The following is a 17,019-nucleotide window of genomic DNA, read 5'->3' on the forward strand; positions in this document are numbered from 1 at the left end:
TCGTGGTTTTTGTCCAGTTGGTCAACACCATATTCGGCGGCCCGTTGGTGGGCAACGCGCATTTATGCGACGGTTCATTGGACCAGAATGGCAGGCGGCATGGCGACGCACTGGTCGCCCAATCGAGGCCTGCCAATTTCGGCGCTATTTCAGCGCGGTAACCAGGCCGGCGTCGGGAAAGCAGGTCGCCGCCTGTCCGTTCTTGGCCTGCCATTTGCCGATCGAACGGCGGGTCTTGAAGCCGGGCAGGCCGTCAGCGCTGCCGACGTCATAACCCTTGGCTTCCAGGGTCCGCTGCAGGGCGGCTATGTCGGAGCGGTGGAGATCGCCGACCGGACCCCAGCCGCCGGAAAAATTGGAGTCGCCATGGGCGATGCGGTCGGCGCCATGGCCGATGAACAGCGCGTAGAGGTCGCTGGTGTTGTATTCCTTCAGCACGTAGAAATTGGGCGTGGCGATGAAGGCAGGCCCGCTGCGGCCGGCCGGCATGAGCAGGAAGCCCTCGGCCTTCAGCTCGCTCGCAGGAAACGGCTTTCCGCCGACACGCTTGATGCCCAGCGCTGCCCATTGCGAGATCTTCTTGCCTTGGTCGGGGCCTTCCAGCGAGCAGGAGACCGTCTCGGGCACGGTTACCTCGAAACCCCAGCCACGGCCCTTCACCCAGCCATAATGGACGAGATAGTTGGCGATCGAAGCCAGCACGTCCGGCGTCGAGTTCCAGATGTCGACGCGTCCGTCGCCGTCAAAATCGACAGCATGCTTCAGGAACGAGGTCGGCATGAATTGCGGCTGGCCGAGTGCGCCGGCCCAGGACGATTTCATGGCGCCGACCGGGGCGAGCCCGCGCTCGACGATTTCGAGCGCGGCCAAAAGCTCGGTGCGGAAGAAATCCTTCTTGGTCGACATGAACGCCTTGGTGCCGAGCACCTCAAAGGCGTCGTAAGGCATCTTCGCCGCGCCGAAGCCGGTCTCGCGGCCCCAGATCGCCAGCAGGATTTCGCCGGGCACGCCATAGCGTTTTTCGATCGCGGCAATCGTCTTGGCGTTGGCGGTTTCGCGCGCGCGTCCGCCCGCCGTGACGGCGCCAATGGTCTTCTCGGCGAAGTAGGCACCGGGCGAGCCGAATTCGGCCTGATGCTGCTTCTGCGGCGTCTTCGGCTTCTCACCTGGCATGACAAGGTCGGGCAGCTTCAGATTGGGTTTGATGCCGTCGAAGGCGGCGTCGAAGGTGTTTTTCGAGATGCCTTGGGCCTTGGCTTGCGGCCAGAGGTCGTCCTGCAGCCAGGCGCGGAACTGGTCGTCGATCTTGGCGGCCGAGGCGGGGGCGACGAGGAAGGCAAGCGCAGCCACGAAAAATGCCAGACAAAACCGGCGAAGTCCGCGTTCTGTGGCGCCCCCCTCTGGCCTGCCGGCCATCTCCCCCTCAAGGGGGGAGATCGGTTGTTGTCTTTGCCTTCGCCAATCGCCGACGTAGCAGGAAGAGCGCCGCCGATGAAACGGCCAATCTCCCCCCTTGAGGGGGAGATGTCCGGCAGGACAGAGGGGGGTGCTTGGAACAAACTTCGAACGCGCAACATTCATGATCCGCATCCTCTGCCGTAACTTCGTCAAAACGCCGTCCGCGACCTAAGCGCAGCCGCCAGCGTGCCTTCATCGAGATAGTCGAGTTCACCGCCGACCGGCACGCCATGCGCAAGGCGCGTCACCTTGATGTCGAAACCGGACAATTGATCGGTGAGATAATGCGCGGTGGTCTGGCCCTCGACCGTAGCGTTGACGGCAAGGATGATTTCCTTGACCTCGCCGCCGGCGACGCGGTCGATCAGCGAGCGGATGTTGAGCTGGTCGGGGCCGATGCCGTCGAGCGGCGACAGCGTGCCGCCGAGCACGTGATAACGCACGTTCATCGCCGCCGCCCGCTCAAGCGCCCAGAGATCCGAGACGTCCTCGACGACGATCAAGGTGGTGGCGTCGCGGCGCGGATCGGTGCAGATCATGCAAGGGTCCGACGTGTCGACATTGCCGCAGGTCGAGCAGATGCGCACCTTGTCGGCGGCCTCGCCCATGGCGGCGGCGAGCGGCGACAGGAGTTGCTCCTTCTTCTTGATCAGATGGAGAGCCGCACGCCTGGCCGAACGGGGGCCAAGACCCGGCACCTTGGCCAGGAGTTGGATCAGGCGTTCGATCTCGGGACCGGCGATTCGTTTCGACATCGCCTTGATCTAGGATTTTTCAGCGCGTTTTGGAACATGCCGCATCCGCGCATGGTCCGTCATGCTGCCACGCGAAGCGTTCGACGCGGATCAGTTGGTTTCGAGCGGCCGGCCCTGGCTGACGATCATCGCACCTATGGCGTCGGTGTTCTCAGGTGTCGACTGGAATCCCATCGACGCCTCTTGCGGTTCGCCCTGAACCGAACTGATGATTTTTTTGTTCAAGGTCCCGCCAAAACGGGCGGCATCCGGTTCTTCCATCGGCTCCTGCATCGCAACTTCCACCGGCTTCGGCGCCACGCGGGCGGACTTCGCCGAGGGGGCGGCGGCCGCGGTCACGTAGGTCTGCTGGGCGGGGGCGGTGGCCATCTTGAACGGGCGCGCCGGTTCGGCTGCCGCAGTCGCATAGGCCTGTTGTATTGGGGCCTGTTGCGTTGGGGCCTGCTGTGTCTGAGCATTGCGAACAAGTTTCCTGTCCGAGCGAACCGGCTCCGCCGAGGCAACCATCGTGACCGGAACGGCCGGCTTTTCTGTCTCCACCGAGGCAACCATCGGCTCATCGGGCAGCGGCTGCCAATTGCGGCCACGCTTCTCGTAGAAGGCATTGCCGCCGGCAACCATGGTGTAGTGCATGTTCTTGTAGGGGAAGCGCAGCCCCGCCGTGTGGAAGTACATGGTGTTCTTGAGCTTGGCCTTGCGCTCGCCCTTGAGCACGGCGTCGGCGGCTTCCTCGACATCGGGCATTGCGCGCGAATTCATCGGCCTGGTCATGACGCCGGGCGCGAACTGTCCAGGCTCACCCACCACCTGGCAAATGGTGCTGCCGTGGTTGCCGGAGCGCAGCCGGTTCATCACCACGGTGCCGACGGCGATCATGCCGTCGCGACTCGAGCGATTGGACTCGAAGAACATCGCCCTTTCCAGGCATTCCCTGTCCTTCGGCGTGTGGCTGTAGGCGCGCGAACTGAGGAAACTCGGCGTGATGGCGTCAGTCAGGCTGGCAACGGACATGCCGTGCGACGTGGTCTGGCTGCATGCAGCCAAGAACAGCGGAGAGGTAACGACGCCGAGCAACAGCGGCGCCTTCCATCGCGTGACAATCAACAGGTAACCCTCTCACTTCACTTCGATGCCCGCCCCCAGGCTGCGGCAAGAATGAAACACTTTCGGGCAAAATGATGGCCAAAACGTTATTAGCAGGGTACTGTTGCATAATTAGCACAATTTCTTGGCTTTTCAGATAGATCGAGCCGTTCATTTCACAAACCGATGACCGCTATCCCTCTGTTTCGCCGCAATTCGAAGGGGAAATCCCGAATCACGCTGTTCCTGAACCGCTCTATCGTCCTGCCGCCGCCGCGGCCGGCTGGCCGGGCTCGCGTTCCTCGACTTTCTCCGAAAACAGGCCGCGTGCGAGGAAGAGCCTGCGAGCGTTCCTGGCCGCCGGCGCGATCCTACCCGGCCAGTCGCTGTGGATGAACTCGGCCTTGGTGAAGTCGGGATTTGTTTCGGAGGCCGCCTCGAGGAATTCGGCGATCTCCAGCACGACCGCGCGTTCCTCCCTGGAAAGCGCCGACGTACCGGCCTCGATCGACGGGCGGTGGACGAAGTCCTCGAACAAGTAGAAATAACCCTTGATGCCGACGAGATCGACGCCTGCATCGCAATCGGCGAGGATTTCCAGGATTTCGTAGATCCTGTTGCGGATACGCTGCTCGATCAGTCTTTCGGACGGCTCTTCGGTCATGGAGCTGCGGCCGGACCTAGAACGGCAGTTTCATTCCCGGCGGAATCGGCAGGCCGGCGGTCAGCGCCTTGGTCTTTTCCTGCATGATCTGCTCGACCTTGACCCTGGCGTCATTGTGCGCGGCGAGCAGCAGGTCCTCGAGGACCTCGACATCGTCCTCCTTGAACAGCGACGGATCGATCTTCAGCGACTTCATCTCGAATTTTCCGGTCAGAGTGACGCTGACCAAGCCGCCGCCGGACTGGCCGGCGGCTTCGACCGTGGCAATCTCGTCCTGCATGGCCTGGAACTTGGCCTGCATTTCCTTTGCCTTGCCCATCAGGCCGAGAAGATCTTTCATGATCCGATCCTTGTATTGGTTTGTCAGGTCTCGTCGTCATCCGCTGGCGGTTCGACCGGCACTTCGGCTTGGTCCGCGTCCGCTTCCGGCGCGTCGGGAATGCGCACGTCGATGATCTTGGCACCGGGAAAGCGCGCCAATATGGCGGCCACGGCTGGATCGCTCTTGGCATCGAGGAAAGCGTTCTCGCGCCTGGTCGATTCCATTTCGGCGAGCGTCTGTCCGCCCTCTTCCTTCGACAACGAGACGAGCCAGTTGCGGCCGGTCCAGGCGCGCAATTTCATCGTCAGGTCATTGAGCAGCATCTTGGGCGCATCGTCGGTCAGGCTGACGTCGATACGGCCGGGCTCGATGCGCACGAGGCGAATGCAGCGCTTGACCAGCACCTTGAAGGCGATGTCGCGCTGCGCATCGGCAAGCGCAACGATGTCGGCCAGCGATTGCAGCGGTACCGGCTGAGCCTCCGGTGCCGGCTGCGGAGGTGCTACGAAGGCGACCGGCGCAGGGGTGGCCTCGACCAGCCGCATGGTCTGTGCGCCGCCCTGCCCGGATGGCATGCGGGTCTGCGCGACCGCGCTGGCGCCGCCACCATTACCCGGACCCGCGGGCGCGCCATTCGGGCGCGATGCGCCATTTTGAACCGATGAAGCGCCCTCGAGCGATCGCAGCGCCTCGTCCAGTGTCGGCAGGTCGGCGGCATGCGCCAGCCGGATCAGCACCATTTCGGCGGCGCTGACCGGCCGGTTGGAGGATTGCACCTCGGGAATGCCCTTGAGCAGCATCTGCCAGGTTCGCGACAGCACCCTGATCGACAGCGTCCGGGCGAAGTCGGCGCCGCGCTGCCGCTCGTCCTGCGACAGCGAAGCATCGTCCATGGCGGTCGGCACGAACCGCAGCCGGGTGACCAGATGGTTGAACTCGGCAAGATCGGTCAGCACCGCGGCCGGATCGGCGCCGGTGTCGTATTGCGCGCGGAATTCGGCCAGGGCCGCCGCCACATCGCCCTTCATCACATGTTCGAACAGATCGACGATGCGGGCGCGGTCGGCGAGGCCCAGCATGGCCCGTACCGCCTCGGCGCTGACGGAGCCAGCGCCATGGGCGATCGCCTGGTCGAGGATGGAGAGCGAATCGCGGGCGGACCCCTCGGCGGCGCGCGCGATCATCGCCAGCGCGTCGTCGTCGACCGAAATGCCTTCCTTGCCGGCAATCGACGAGAGATGCGCAACCAGCGCGCCGGCATCGATGCGCCTCAGGTCAAAACGCTGGCAGCGCGACAGGACGGTGATCGGAACCTTGCGGATTTCGGTGGTGGCGAAGATGAATTTCACGTGCGGAGGTGGTTCCTCCAGCGTCTTCAAAAGGCCGTTGAAGGCCTGCGTCGACAGCATGTGCACTTCGTCGATGATGTAGACCTTGTAGCGGGCCGAGACCGGCGCGTAACGCACGCGTTCGATGATGTCCCTGATGTCGTCGATGCCGGTGTGCGAGGCGGCATCCATCTCGATGACGTCGACATGGCGGCCTTCCATGATCGCCTGGCAATGCTCGCCGAGCACGGCAAGGTCGACCGAAGGCTGATCAACCGTGGCTGTCTTGTAATTGAGCGCCCGCGCCAGAATACGCGCGGTGGTGGTCTTGCCGACACCGCGCACGCCTGTCAGCATCCACGCCTGGGCGATGCGGCCCGTGGCAAAGGCGTTGGTGAGGGTGCGCACCATCGGCTCCTGGCCGACGAGCTCGGAGAAATTCGAGGGACGGTACTTGCGCGCCAGCACGCGATAGGCAGCGGCCTTTTCATTTCCCGCTTCGCTCATTCGCCCGTAAAGCTCCAAAAGGCTGCGCCCGAAGGCGGCCGATTCCTGCGCATAGTCTCGCCCGCGCTGCAATGCGTCGTCAATGTCGCGAGGAGGGCCGATGAGGTGGGAGGCTGGAACAATGACCCGTTCCGGGCTCGTTAGGGCTGCTTCCTTCCGGACCTGACCCGGTTGGCGAGTGGATCGTCCACCACCAACCTCCCGCTGTCCATATCGGCAATTGCGCGACGAAATGCAAGTGCGCAAGCGAATCGAGACCATCCCCAAGAGATTCGCTTGCAGCCCCGATGCAGCCGCTCTAGCCTCATGAGTTTGAGGAAACCAAGAAAAGCAAGGGAAACGCCGATGTTGCCGGGCCTCAAGGCCGGATTCACGCTGGATGCCCGGCTGGAGGCGGACAGCGAACAGTTGATGTGGCTTGGGCTGTGCGAATTGCGGGTGATGAACGACCGCCGCTGGCCATGGCTGCTCCTGGTGCCACAGCGGCCGGGCGCGGAGGAAATCCATGACATGACGCCGCTCGACCAGGCGATGCTGACCTTCGAGACCAACATGGTGGCGCAAGCGCTGAAGAAGGTGACCGGCTGCACCAAGATCAACACCGGCGCGCTCGGCAACATCGTGCGCCAGCTGCATATCCATATTGTCGCCCGTTCCGAAGGCGATGCCGGCTGGCCAGGCCCGGTGTGGGGCCATGGCCTGCGCGAGCCCTACCAGCGTTCCGAGCTGCGCCGGTTTGCCGAAACGATAAGGGCGGCGCTATAAGCGTTCCCCTGTATTCATCCCAAGACATGTCATCCCCAAAGCATCAGAGTCCCTATGAGCTTCAGCCTGTTTGACGCGCCCTTGCGCGAGCCGAGCCAATTCGTCGGCTTTGCCGGCAACACGATCGACCGCCAATCCGAAAACCGCGCCGACGATTCGGTCGACAAGGCGCTTGCCGATCCGACGACGCGGCTGCTCCTGATGAATGGCGGCCGGCTTCATCTGAAGCTCCAGGACGGCGGCAGCCTCGATCCCTGGTTCGGGCTCGCCGAGAGCGAGCCTTTCAAGCCTGCCTTCGCCCAAGGCGTGCTGCTCGGCTTTTCCGAACACGGGCCAGTTGTCGCCGTGCTGGCCGGCGTCGATCCCGAACAGCTGCCCGAAACCGTCAAGGCGATCGATTACCGCTCGGTCTACATGCAAGGGCTGATCGACGAAGCGGCCGCCGGCGCGATGGCGCAGGGCGCCGCCCTGCTCGCCTGGCATGCCAGCCATCGCTTCTGCAGCAAATGCGGCACGCAATCGGAAATGCGGGCCGGCGGCTACAAGCGGCATTGCCCGAATTGCGGCACAGAGCATTTTCCGCGCACTGACCCGGTGGCGATCATGCTGACGGCGACCCGGGAGAAATGCCTGCTTGGGCGCGGCGCCCATTTCGCGCCGGGCATGTATTCCGCACTTGCCGGCTTCATCGAGCCGGGCGAGACGATCGAAGCGGCGGTGCGCCGCGAAACGCTGGAGGAAGCCGGCATCCGGCTCGGTCGCGTCGTCTATCATGCCAGCCAGCCCTGGCCGTTTCCCTATTCGCTGATGATCGGCTGCTTCGGCGAGCCGCTCAACGAGGACATCCAGGCCGACCTCAACGAGCTGGAAGACTGCCGCTGGTTCGGCCGCGACGAGGTGCGCCTGATGCTGGCCCGGGAACATCCCGGCAATCTGGTCACGCCACCGAAAGGCGCCATTGCGCACCACCTGATCCGAGCCTGGGTGGACAGCGAATAACGAATACCCAAAGTCATTGCAGGAGAGGCAAATGATCCGTCACACAGTGGTCTTCACGCTCAAGCATGCGCCGCACTCGCTGGAGGAGAAGCGGTTCCTCGTCGACGCCAGGAAAATCCTCACGGCGATCCGGGGCGTCACGCATTTCGAGCAGTTGCGGCAGGTCAGCCTCAAGAACGACTATCAGTTCGGCTTCTCGATGGAGTTCGCCGATCAGGCCGCTTATACGAGATACAACGACCATCCCGACCATGTCGCCTTCGTGCGCGACCGCTGGGTGCCGGAGGTCGAGAAATTTCTCGAGATCGATTACGTGCCGCTGGGCTGGTAGTTCAGTCCGCAACCTTCCACTGCTCACGCGACTCACTGGCCGGGTAGACGCCCAGGATGCGCACTTCCCGCGAGAAGAAGCGGAGTTCTTCCAGCGCCAGCTTGACCAGCGGATCGTCGGGATGGCCCTCGATGTCGGCGTAGAACAGCGTCGCCGTGAAGGCGCCGAGCTGGTAGCTCTCCAGCTTGGTCATGTTGATGCCGTTGGTGGCAAAGCCGCCCATGGCCTTGTAAAGCGCGGCCGGCACGTTGCGGACGCGGAAGATGAAGGTCGTCATCATCTTGACGTCGGGTGACGGGCGCTCGGCCCATTGCTTGTTCTTGGCCAGGACGACGAAGCGGGTGACGTTGGAATCGGTGTCCTCGACATTCTCCTCGATGATGTCGAGCCCGTAGAGCGTCGCGGCAAGCGCCGGCGACAAGGCGGCCATGGTGCGGTCCTTGACCTCGGAGACCATCTTGGCCGCACCTGCGGTGTCACCGGCGACGATCGCCTTCCAGCCGTTCTTGCGGACGTATTTGCGGCATTGGCCAAGCGCATGGATGTGGCTGTGCACGGTCTTGATCTCGTCGCGCCTGACGCCGGGCAACACCATCAGTTGGAAATGGATGGGCAGGAAATATTCGCCGACAATGTGCAGCTTCGATTCCGGCAGCAGATGATGGATGTCGGCGACACGCCCGGCGATGGTGTTCTCGATCGGGATCATGGCGAGATCGGCCTTGCCGGTCTCGACCGCGTTGAACGCATCCTCGAAGGTCGGGCACGGCAACGGCTCCATGGAGGGGAAGACATTGCGGCAGGCGGTGTCGGAATTGGCGCCCGGCTCGCCCTGGAAGGATATTCTGTTGGTCTTTTCAGGCATGGGCCAAGTCTCGATTCAAAAATGTCTCTGTTCGAAGGGGGTCGTTGAATTTGCGAGGATAGTTCAATTTACAAGGATGGTTCTGGCGCGTTCGAGGTCTTCCGGCGTGTCGACGCCGAGCGGCAGCGACTGGACGATCTCGGCATCGATGCGCATGCCGGCTTCCAGCGCCCGCAACTGCTCCAGCCGTTCGCGGCGCTCGAGCGGCGATGGCTTCAGCGCGACGAAGCGCTCGAGTGCAGCACGGCGATAGGCGTAGAGGCCGACATGGTGATAGAGCGCGCCCTCGCCCCAAGGTGCTGTGGCGCGGGTGAAATACAGTGCCCGGAGCCTGGTGGTCGACAGCGGCGAGCCGACGATCTTGACGACGTTCGGATTGGTCTTTTCCTCGTCGCGAACGATCTCGACGCCGAGCGTGGCGATATCCACGGCCCTGTCCTCGAACGGCCTGAGCGAAGCTGCAATGATGCCGGGATCGATGGTCGGCAGGTCGCCCTGGACATTGACGATGGTTTCGACCTTGCGCCCGGGATCGAGCGCGACCAGCGCCTCGTGGATGCGATCGGAGCCCGATTCATGATCGATCCGTGTCATCACCGCCTCGAAACCGTGCGCGCGCACCGCCTCGGCCACGCTTTGCGTATCGGTTGCCACCACCACCCGGCCTAGGCCGGCTTCGGCGGCGCGGCGGGCGACATGGACGATCATCGGAGCGCCGGCGATGTCGGCCAGCGGCTTGCCCGGCAGGCGGGTCGAGGCCATGCGGGCCGGGATCAGGATCAAGGTGGACATCGCGATGGCAAGGCGTTCGGAAAGAGGAGGGGAAAAGTGGCAAAAGGTCTCACTGGAAGCGCCCTTATAGGTGTTGCAACGCCCGAGCAAAAGACCTAGTTTCCGCCCGATTTGACCGGCCCTGGAGGGTGGGTCTCGATACCGACGGACGGAGTGGACGGATCAGTCCGCCGGAAAAGGGAGCAAGGGGCGTATGGATTCCAACGAAGTCAACAAGCTGCTCGCCGGATTGCTCGGAACCGTTTTCGTCGTTTTCTCGGTCGGCATTGTGTCCGATGCGCTGTTTGCCTCGCCGGCGCCGGAAAAGCCCGGCTTCGCCATCGAGGCCGCCGAGCCCGCCGAAGGCGGCCCGGCAGCGCCGGCCGCCGCGGCCAAGCCGATCGCCGACCTGTTGGCGACCGCCAATGTCGAACAAGGTGCCGCCGTATTCAAGAAATGCCAGGCTTGCCATTCCGGCGAAAAGGGCGGCCCCAACAAGGTCGGCCCCGATCTGTGGGACATCGTCGACCGTCCGGTTGCCGAACATGAAGGCTTCGCCTATTCGGCCGGCATGAAGGAATTCTCCAAGGGCGGCACCGAGAAGTGGACCTACGACAACATCAACCACTTCATCACCTCGCCGAAGAAATTCGTGAAGGGCACCGCCATGGGCTTCGCCGGCCTGCCCAAGGACGAGGACCGCGCCAACGTCATCGCCTATCTGCGCACGCTGTCGGACAATCCCAAGCCGCTGCCGGCACCTGGTGCCGCCGCCGATGCCGGCGCACCGGCCAAACCCGCCGATGGAGCCGCTCCGGCAAAACCCGCTGACGGCGCCGCACCGGCCAAGCCGGCGGCGCCCGTGGCACCGGCTCCCGCAGCTCCGGCCAAATAACCAGATATCGTCGCATCGACCTTGAAAAAGCCGGGTTCAGCCCGGCTTTTTTCGTTAGGAAAACGGCATGTGCGGCGACAAAGCCGCGCATGGCGGTTTTCACCAGCGCCAAATCATCTAGATTGGTCCGGGACAAGCCGTCCGAAGACGGGCAGTACGAAGACGGGCAGTGCGATGATGCAGGCAGTGCGAAGAGGACAGTGCATGACGGTTGGCCGAACGCTTCTCAAATCGTTGCTGGCGGCAGCCCTGCTGGCGGCGGGATTGCAGACGACACGGGCCGACGAATGGCGCACCACCTCATCGCTGATCGGCCAATCCAAATATGGCGACAATTTCCAGCACTACGACTACGTCAACCCGAACGCGCCCAAGGGCGGTACTCTGAATTCCGTGGTCCTCGGCACATTCGACAGCTTCAACCCTTTCATAGCACGCGGCACCCCTACCGCAGGATTGAACTACCAGGGCGGGCTGCTCTACCAATCGCTAATGGCGAAATCTCTTGACGAGGGCAGCGTCAACCATCCAGAGATCGCAGAAGCCTACAAGTACCCTACTGATTTTTCGTCCGCGACCTATCGGCTCGATCCGCGTGCCAGATGGCACGATGGCCAGCCGATCACCGTCGATGATGTGATCTGGTCATTCAACTTCCTGAAAAAGGAAAGCCCGCAGTTCAACCGCTATTTCGCCAATGTCACCGAGGCGGTCGCCGTCTCGGATCGGGAAGTCGAATTTCGTTTTGACCAGAAGGGCAATCGTGAACTACCGCTGATCATGGCGGACGTGGTAGTGCTGCCAAAGCATTGGTGGGAAGGCACCGATGCAAACGGCAAGAAGCGCGATATTACCCAGCCAAGCCTTGAAATCCCGCTCGGCTCCGGACCCTATAAGATCGAGAGCTTCAAACCTGGCTCGGAAGTCGTCTGGCGACGGGTTCCGGACTTTTGGGCCGCCAATCTTGGCATCAATGTCGGGCGCAATAATTTTGACACTCGGCGCTACACCTACATTCTCGATGACAATGCCGCGTGGCAAGCCTTCACCAAAGGCGGATATGAGGACATCCAGTCCGAAAACAGTGCGCGTTTGTGGATGACGCGCTACAATTTCCCGTCTCTCAAAGCCGGCGACGTGATCAAGCAAGAGTTCAAGGCGACATCTCTCGCGTCGATGCAAGGCTTCATGCTGAACACGCGACGAGCGAAGTTCCAGGATCGGCGTGTACGCGAGGCGCTTGGGTACGCCTTCGATTTTGAAACCTTGAACCGCACCCAATCCTTCGGCCTCAACACCCGCTCCAATAGCTATTTCATGGGGAGTGAACTTGCCTCAAGCGGGCTGCCGCAGGGCAAGGAACTGGAGATTCTCAGTCAATATAAAAACAAATTGCCGGCAGAACTGTTTACCCATGAATTCAAACTCCCGGTCTTCGATAGCCCGCAGGCGGAGCGGCAGAACCTGCGCAAGGCAATCGATCTTTTCGCGCAGGCCGGTTGGAAAATCCAGAATGGCCGGATGACCAATGAGAAAAGCGGCGAACCGTTCACTATCGAGATTCTGGGCTTCGACCAGGGCGCCGAAACAACGGTCAATCCGTTTGTGAACATGCTGGGAAAGATCGGCGTCACGGCTTCATTCAGGATCGTCGATACCAGCCAGTACATCGCTCGCACCAACAAATTCGACTACGACGTCATAACGTCCCGGCTGCCGCAGTCAGACTCGCCGGGCAATGAACAACGCGAGTACTGGAGCTCGAAGGCAGCCGATACGCCGGGTTCGCGAAATTACGCGGGGATCAAGGACCCAGTGGTCGACGCACTGGTTGAACGCGTTATCTTCGCGACGGATCGCGACGACCTGCTCGCCGCTACCCATGCGCTCGACCGGGTTCTGTTGTGGAATTTCTATTGCGTCCCGCAATTCACCCGATCCGTAACCTGGCTAGCCTACTGGAACAAGTTCGGCATCCCGCAAAAACAACCGACATACTTGGGCCCGGACCTCGATTCATGGTGGATCGATCCCAAAAAGGAAGCTGTGCTGGCTGCCAAATACAAGGGTCTGAATTGATGGCGGTGCTGCCCCGCCGTGATTTTCTCGCCCTTGGCACTGCCGCCGCTGCCGCCGCGATGCTGCCGGGCAAGGCTTTCGCCGACATTGCCACCGGCGTGAAACTGCATGGGCTCTCCGCCTTCGGCGACCTCAAATACAAAGCGGATTTCACCCATTTCGACTATGTCAACGTCGACGCGCCGGCCGGCGGGATTTTCAATTTCTCGCCACCCAACTGGGGCTATAACCAGGATACGCAGACTTTCAACACATTGAACTCCTTCGCCGACAAGGGCGATGCGCCACCACGCATGGAGATGTGTTTCGACGGGCTGATGGTGCGCGCCCTCGACGAGCCCGACGCTGTTTATGGCCAGGTCGCAGACGGCGTGACGCTGTCGGATGACCGCAACAGTTTCACCTTCTCGCTTCGCCCCGAAGCGCGTTTCCATGACGGATCGCCGTTGACTGCGCAGGACGCGGCCTTCGCCTTCAAGCTCTACAAGGAAAAAGGCCACCCCGACCTGTCGTTGTCGCTGACCCACATGGTCGAAGCCACCGCCGTCGACGACCACGCCTTGCGACTTACCTTTTCCGGCAAGCAGTCGGCCCGCACCGTCCTCAACGTCGTGGAATTCCCGATCCTGTCGAAAGCCTTCTACACGGCCAATCCATTCGACTCTTCGCAGATGAATCCGCCGCTCGGCTCCGGCGCCTACACGGTCGGGCGCTTTTCGGCCGGCGCATGGATCGAATATGACCGCGTGCCCGACTATTGGGGCCGCGACCTGCCCGTCAACCGCGGCCAGAACAATTTCGACCGCATCCGCATCGAGTTCTACCAGAACCGGACGGCCGGCTTCGAAGCTTTCAAGAAGGGCGAAATCACCTATCGCGAGGAGTTCACCTCACGCGTCTGGGCGACCGCCTACGATTTTCCGGCACTGACCGCCGGCAAGGTGGTCAAACACGAATTCCCGGCCGAGAAGCGACCGACGATGCAGGGAACCGCGGTCAACCAGCGACGCGCCCAGTTTCGCGATGCGCGCGTGCGCCAGGCGATCGCGCTCTGCTTCGACTTCGAGTGGACGCGGCGTAACTTCTTCTACGGCTCGTACGAGCGTTCGCAATCCTGCTTCGAGAAATCGGACTTTCGCGCAGAAGGACCGCCATCGCCGCAAGAACTGGCCCTGCTGGAGCCGCTGCGTGGCCAGCTTCCAGCCGAGGTCTTTGGCGATGCCGTAGTCCAGCCTGCATCAGACGGTTCCGGCCGAGACCGCAAGCTGCTTGGCCAGGCCGTGAAGCTGCTCAACGCGGCGGGCTGGAAACGATCGGGCGATTTCGTCGTCAACGACAAGGGCGGCAGGCTTTCGGCCGAGTTCATGGTCGATGACGACACCTTCGTCCAGGTCTATTCGCCCTGGGTCGCCAACATGAAGGCGGTGGGCATCGACGCCACGATCCGGCTGGTGGATTCGGCGCAATACCAGTCCAGACAGGCAACGTTCGATTTCGATCTGCTGTCGGCCGCCTTCTCGTTCAGCGCAACGCCGACCCGAGACGACATCGAAGCCTTCTTCCATTCCCGCACCGCCAACCTCCCAGGATCGCGTAACCTGCCGGGCATCTCGAACCCGGCGATCGACGCATTGATCGACATGGTAGGGGCTGCGAAGAACCGCGAAGACCTGAACGTGGCGATGCGCGCGCTCGACCGGGTCTTGCGCGCGCGGTGCGATTGGATTCCAAGTTGGTTCCTGGCGAATCACCGAAGCGCCTATTGGGATATGTTCGGTTTTCCCGAGCAGAAGCCCGATTTCGGCTTTCCGGTCGAGGCGCTGTGGTGGGTCGATAAGGGCAAGGCGGCGAAAATTGGCAAAGGCTGAGATCCAACGAGGGCAGGAAGCCTGATGGGCGCTTATATCCTGCGCCGCATCCTTTTGATGATCCCGACGCTGTTCGGCATCATGGCAATCTCCTTCGCCGTCATCCAGTTCGCGCCTGGCGGTCCGGTCGAGCAGGTCATCGCCAAGCTGACCAATCAGGGCGGCAGCGACCGCCTCGGCGGCGGTGGCGGCGATGCGGGCGGCTCCAACCTCGACGTCGCCGGCGACGTCAGCTCGAAATATCGCGGCGCGCAGGGGCTCGATCCGGAATTCATCAAGAAGCTGGAGAAGCAGTTCGGCTTCGACAAGCCGCCGCTCGAGCGCTTCGGCATGATGCTGTGGAATTATGCCCGCTTCGATTTCGGCAACAGCTACTTCCGCGACATCTCGGTGCTCGACCTGATCCTGGAAAAAATGCCGGTGTCGATCTCGATCGGGCTCTGGATCACGCTCCTGTCCTACATGATCTCGATCCCGCTCGGCATCCGCAAGGCGGTGAAGGACGGCACACCTTTCGACATCTGGACCAGCGGTGTCGTCATCGTCGGCTATGCCATTCCAGGCTTCCTGTTCGGCATCATGCTGATGGTGCTGTTTGCGGGCGGCTCGTTCTGGGATTGGTTCCCGTTGCGCGGCCTGACCTCGGACAATTGGGACCAGTTGTCCTGGTGGGGCAAGATCGTCGACTATTTCTGGCACATGACCCTGCCGCTGACGGCGCTGGTGCTGTCGGCTTTCGCCACGACGACGCTGCTGACCAAGAACTCGTTCCTGGAAGAAATCCGCAAGCAGTATGTGGTGACAGCCCGCGCCAAGGGCCTTTCGGAACGGCAGGTGCTCTACGGCCACGTCTTCCGCAACGCCATGCTGATCGTCATTGCCGGCTTCCCCGGCGCCTTCATCTCGGCCTTCTTCACCGGCTCGCTCCTGATCGAGAACATCTTCTCGCTCGACGGCCTCGGCCTGCTCGGCTTCCGGTCGGTGGTCGAGCGCGACTATCCGGTGGTGTTCGCCAACCTCTACATCTTCTCGCTGCTTGGGCTGTTCATCGGATTGCTGTCCGACCTCATCTACACCTGGGTCGATCCGCGCATCGATTTCGAGCGGAGAGACGTCTGATGTCGGAGGCGAGCGTTACCGCAGGCGTGGTGCCGGAGCGGATGCCACGGCCGTTTCTGTCGCCGCTCAACAAGCGCCGCCTGCAGAATTTCAAGGCCAACAAGCGCGGCTACTGGTCGCTGTGGATATTTCTCGTCCTGTTCGTGCTGTCGCTGTTTTCCGAATTCATCGCCAACGACAAACCGATCATCGCCTCCTACAAGGGCGAGATCCTGTTTCCGGTGCTGGTCGCCTATCCCGAGGAAAAGTTCGGGGGCTTCTATGCCGTCACCGATTATCGCGACCCGGTCATCCAGGACGAGATCAACGCCCATGGCTGGATGATCTGGCCGCCGGTGCGCTACTCCTACCAGACCGTCAACAACGCCATTCCGGAAGCAGCACCCGCCAAGCCATCGTGGGAATATGACGCCAAGACGCGCTGCAACCAGTATCCGCAAGGTGCCGCAGATCCGGCCTGCAATGTCGGCAACTGGAACTGGCTGGGCACCGACGACCAGGCGCGCGACGTGCTGGCACGGGTCATCTACGGCTTTCGCATCTCGGTGCTGTTCGGCCTGACCCTGACCGCCGGCTCGGCCCTGATCGGCGTCGGCGCCGGCGCCCTGCAGGGCTATTTCGGCGGCTGGACGGATCTCCTGTTCCAGCGCTTCATCGAAATCTGGTCGGCGATCCCGGTGCTCTATCTCCTGCTCATCGTCGCCGCCATCCTGCCGCCGGGTTTCTTCATCCTGCTCGGGCTGATGCTGCTGTTTTCCTGGGTGGCGCTGGTCGGCGTGGTGCGGGCCGAATTCCTGCGCGCCCGCAATTTCGAATATGTCAACGCGGCCCGCGCGCTCGGCGTGCCCAACCGCACCATCATGTTCCGGCATTTGTTGCCCAACGCCATGGTGGCGACATTGACCTTCCTGCCGTTCCTGCTCAGTGGCTCGATCTCGACGCTGACGTCGCTCGACTATCTCGGCTTCGGCCTGCCGCCGGGCTCGGCGTCGCTGGGCGAACTGCTCAAGCAGGCGCAGCGCAACCTCAATGCGCCGTGGCTCGGCATTTCCGGCTTCGTCGTCATCTCGCTGATGCTGTCGCTGCTGGTCTTCGTCGGCGAGGCGACGCGCGACGCCTTCGATCCGCGCAAGACGTTCAGATGACAACGATGCGGACCGGCATTCACCATGATATATTCTCAGTGTGGCTGTTTTGAACGAAAATGAGC

Annotated in this window: 16 protein-coding genes and 1 other RNA gene; 8 read left to right on the forward strand and 9 right to left on the reverse strand. The window is 62.2% G+C overall.

The annotated features are described in order from the left end of the window. Nucleotides 1-144: 144 nt before the first annotated feature. From LB577_RS23805 to ffs, 7 genes are all read right to left on the reverse strand, one after another. The gene (locus LB577_RS23805; protein WP_224689069.1) at nucleotides 145-1,416 is read right to left on the reverse strand and encodes a lytic murein transglycosylase; all 1,272 of its coding nucleotides are present in this window, start codon (nucleotides 1,414-1,416) and stop codon (nucleotides 145-147) included. 191 nt (nucleotides 1,417-1,607) lie between these two features. After that, entirely contained in the window at nucleotides 1,608-2,213 is a 606-nt protein-coding gene (gene recR / locus LB577_RS23810) for a recombination mediator RecR (protein ID WP_023779414.1), read from the reverse strand. 90 nt (nucleotides 2,214-2,303) lie between these two features. After that, nucleotides 2,304-3,317: a cell wall hydrolase gene (locus tag LB577_RS23815; RefSeq protein WP_224689073.1), complete on the reverse strand. Its 1,014-nt coding sequence runs from the start codon at nucleotides 3,315-3,317 to the stop codon at nucleotides 2,304-2,306. Between the two features lie 235 nt (nucleotides 3,318-3,552). Beyond that, on the reverse strand, nucleotides 3,553-3,960 hold the full coding sequence (locus tag LB577_RS23820) for a hypothetical protein (RefSeq protein ID WP_224689076.1): 408 nt from the start codon (nucleotides 3,958-3,960) through the stop codon (nucleotides 3,553-3,555). A gap of 16 nt (nucleotides 3,961-3,976) precedes the next feature. Next, entirely contained in the window at nucleotides 3,977-4,300 is a 324-nt protein-coding gene (locus LB577_RS23825; RefSeq protein WP_013891305.1) for a YbaB/EbfC family nucleoid-associated protein, read from the reverse strand. 23 nt (nucleotides 4,301-4,323) lie between these two features. Further along, the gene (locus tag LB577_RS23830) at nucleotides 4,324-6,117 is read right to left on the reverse strand and encodes a DNA polymerase III subunit gamma/tau (RefSeq protein WP_224689077.1); all 1,794 of its coding nucleotides are present in this window, start codon (nucleotides 6,115-6,117) and stop codon (nucleotides 4,324-4,326) included. 105 nt (nucleotides 6,118-6,222) lie between these two features. Next, an RNA gene (gene ffs, locus LB577_RS23835) (signal recognition particle sRNA small type) lies at nucleotides 6,223-6,319 on the reverse strand. A 143-nt stretch (nucleotides 6,320-6,462) separates the two neighbouring features. Here ffs and LB577_RS23840 point away from each other — a divergent pair. The 3 genes from LB577_RS23840 to LB577_RS23850 are packed head-to-tail and all read left to right on the forward strand — an operon-like array spanning nucleotide 6,463 to nucleotide 8,212. Beyond that, complete coding sequence (locus tag LB577_RS23840; RefSeq protein WP_013891307.1) at nucleotides 6,463-6,882, forward strand: HIT family protein; 420 nt, start codon at nucleotides 6,463-6,465, stop codon at nucleotides 6,880-6,882. Between the two features lie 54 nt (nucleotides 6,883-6,936). Further along, a complete protein-coding gene (nudC, locus tag LB577_RS23845; RefSeq protein ID WP_224689080.1) occupies nucleotides 6,937-7,881 on the forward strand; it encodes an NAD(+) diphosphatase in 945 nt (314 codons plus the stop codon). Between the two features lie 31 nt (nucleotides 7,882-7,912). Next, on the forward strand, nucleotides 7,913-8,212 hold the full coding sequence (locus LB577_RS23850; protein WP_023779409.1) for a Dabb family protein: 300 nt from the start codon (nucleotides 7,913-7,915) through the stop codon (nucleotides 8,210-8,212). Nucleotide 8,213: 1 nt separating this feature from the next. Here LB577_RS23850 and LB577_RS23855 read toward each other — a convergent pair whose 3' ends face one another. Both LB577_RS23855 and LB577_RS23860 read right to left on the reverse strand, forming a co-directional pair. Further along, on the reverse strand, nucleotides 8,214-9,077 hold the full coding sequence (locus LB577_RS23855) for a prephenate dehydratase (RefSeq protein ID WP_224689083.1): 864 nt from the start codon (nucleotides 9,075-9,077) through the stop codon (nucleotides 8,214-8,216). A 63-nt stretch (nucleotides 9,078-9,140) separates the two neighbouring features. Next, nucleotides 9,141-9,869 carry a 3-deoxy-manno-octulosonate cytidylyltransferase gene (locus LB577_RS23860; protein ID WP_224689084.1) on the reverse strand — a complete coding sequence of 243 codons (729 nt, stop codon included), beginning with the start codon at nucleotides 9,867-9,869 and terminating at the stop codon, nucleotides 9,141-9,143. Nucleotides 9,870-10,062: 193 nt separating this feature from the next. Between LB577_RS23860 and LB577_RS23865 the strand changes: the two genes are divergently transcribed. The 5 genes from LB577_RS23865 to LB577_RS23885 all read left to right on the forward strand — a co-directional run bounded on the left by LB577_RS23865 (nucleotide 10,063) and on the right by LB577_RS23885 (nucleotide 16,954). Then, entirely contained in the window at nucleotides 10,063-10,743 is a 681-nt protein-coding gene (locus LB577_RS23865) for a c-type cytochrome (RefSeq protein WP_224689087.1), read from the forward strand. A gap of 204 nt (nucleotides 10,744-10,947) precedes the next feature. Beyond that, entirely contained in the window at nucleotides 10,948-12,822 is a 1,875-nt protein-coding gene (locus LB577_RS23870; protein WP_224689088.1) for an extracellular solute-binding protein, read from the forward strand. After that, on the forward strand, nucleotides 12,822-14,690 hold the full coding sequence (locus LB577_RS23875; protein WP_224689092.1) for an extracellular solute-binding protein: 1,869 nt from the start codon (nucleotides 12,822-12,824) through the stop codon (nucleotides 14,688-14,690). The genes LB577_RS23870 and LB577_RS23875 overlap by 1 nt, the downstream gene beginning before the upstream one ends. A gap of 24 nt (nucleotides 14,691-14,714) precedes the next feature. After that, nucleotides 14,715-15,809, forward strand: a complete 1,095-nt coding sequence (locus LB577_RS23880) for a microcin C ABC transporter permease YejB (RefSeq protein WP_023767018.1) — start codon at nucleotides 14,715-14,717, stop codon at nucleotides 15,807-15,809. Beyond that, nucleotides 15,809-16,954 carry an ABC transporter permease gene (locus LB577_RS23885; RefSeq protein ID WP_224689094.1) on the forward strand — a complete coding sequence of 382 codons (1,146 nt, stop codon included), beginning with the start codon at nucleotides 15,809-15,811 and terminating at the stop codon, nucleotides 16,952-16,954. Before LB577_RS23880 ends, LB577_RS23885 begins: the two co-directional genes overlap by 1 nt. Nucleotides 16,955-17,019 lie beyond the last annotated feature (65 nt).

It is taken from the genome of Mesorhizobium sp. B283B1A, from assembly GCF_020165735.1.
GTDB lineage: Bacteria > Pseudomonadota > Alphaproteobacteria > Rhizobiales > Rhizobiaceae > Mesorhizobium > Mesorhizobium opportunistum.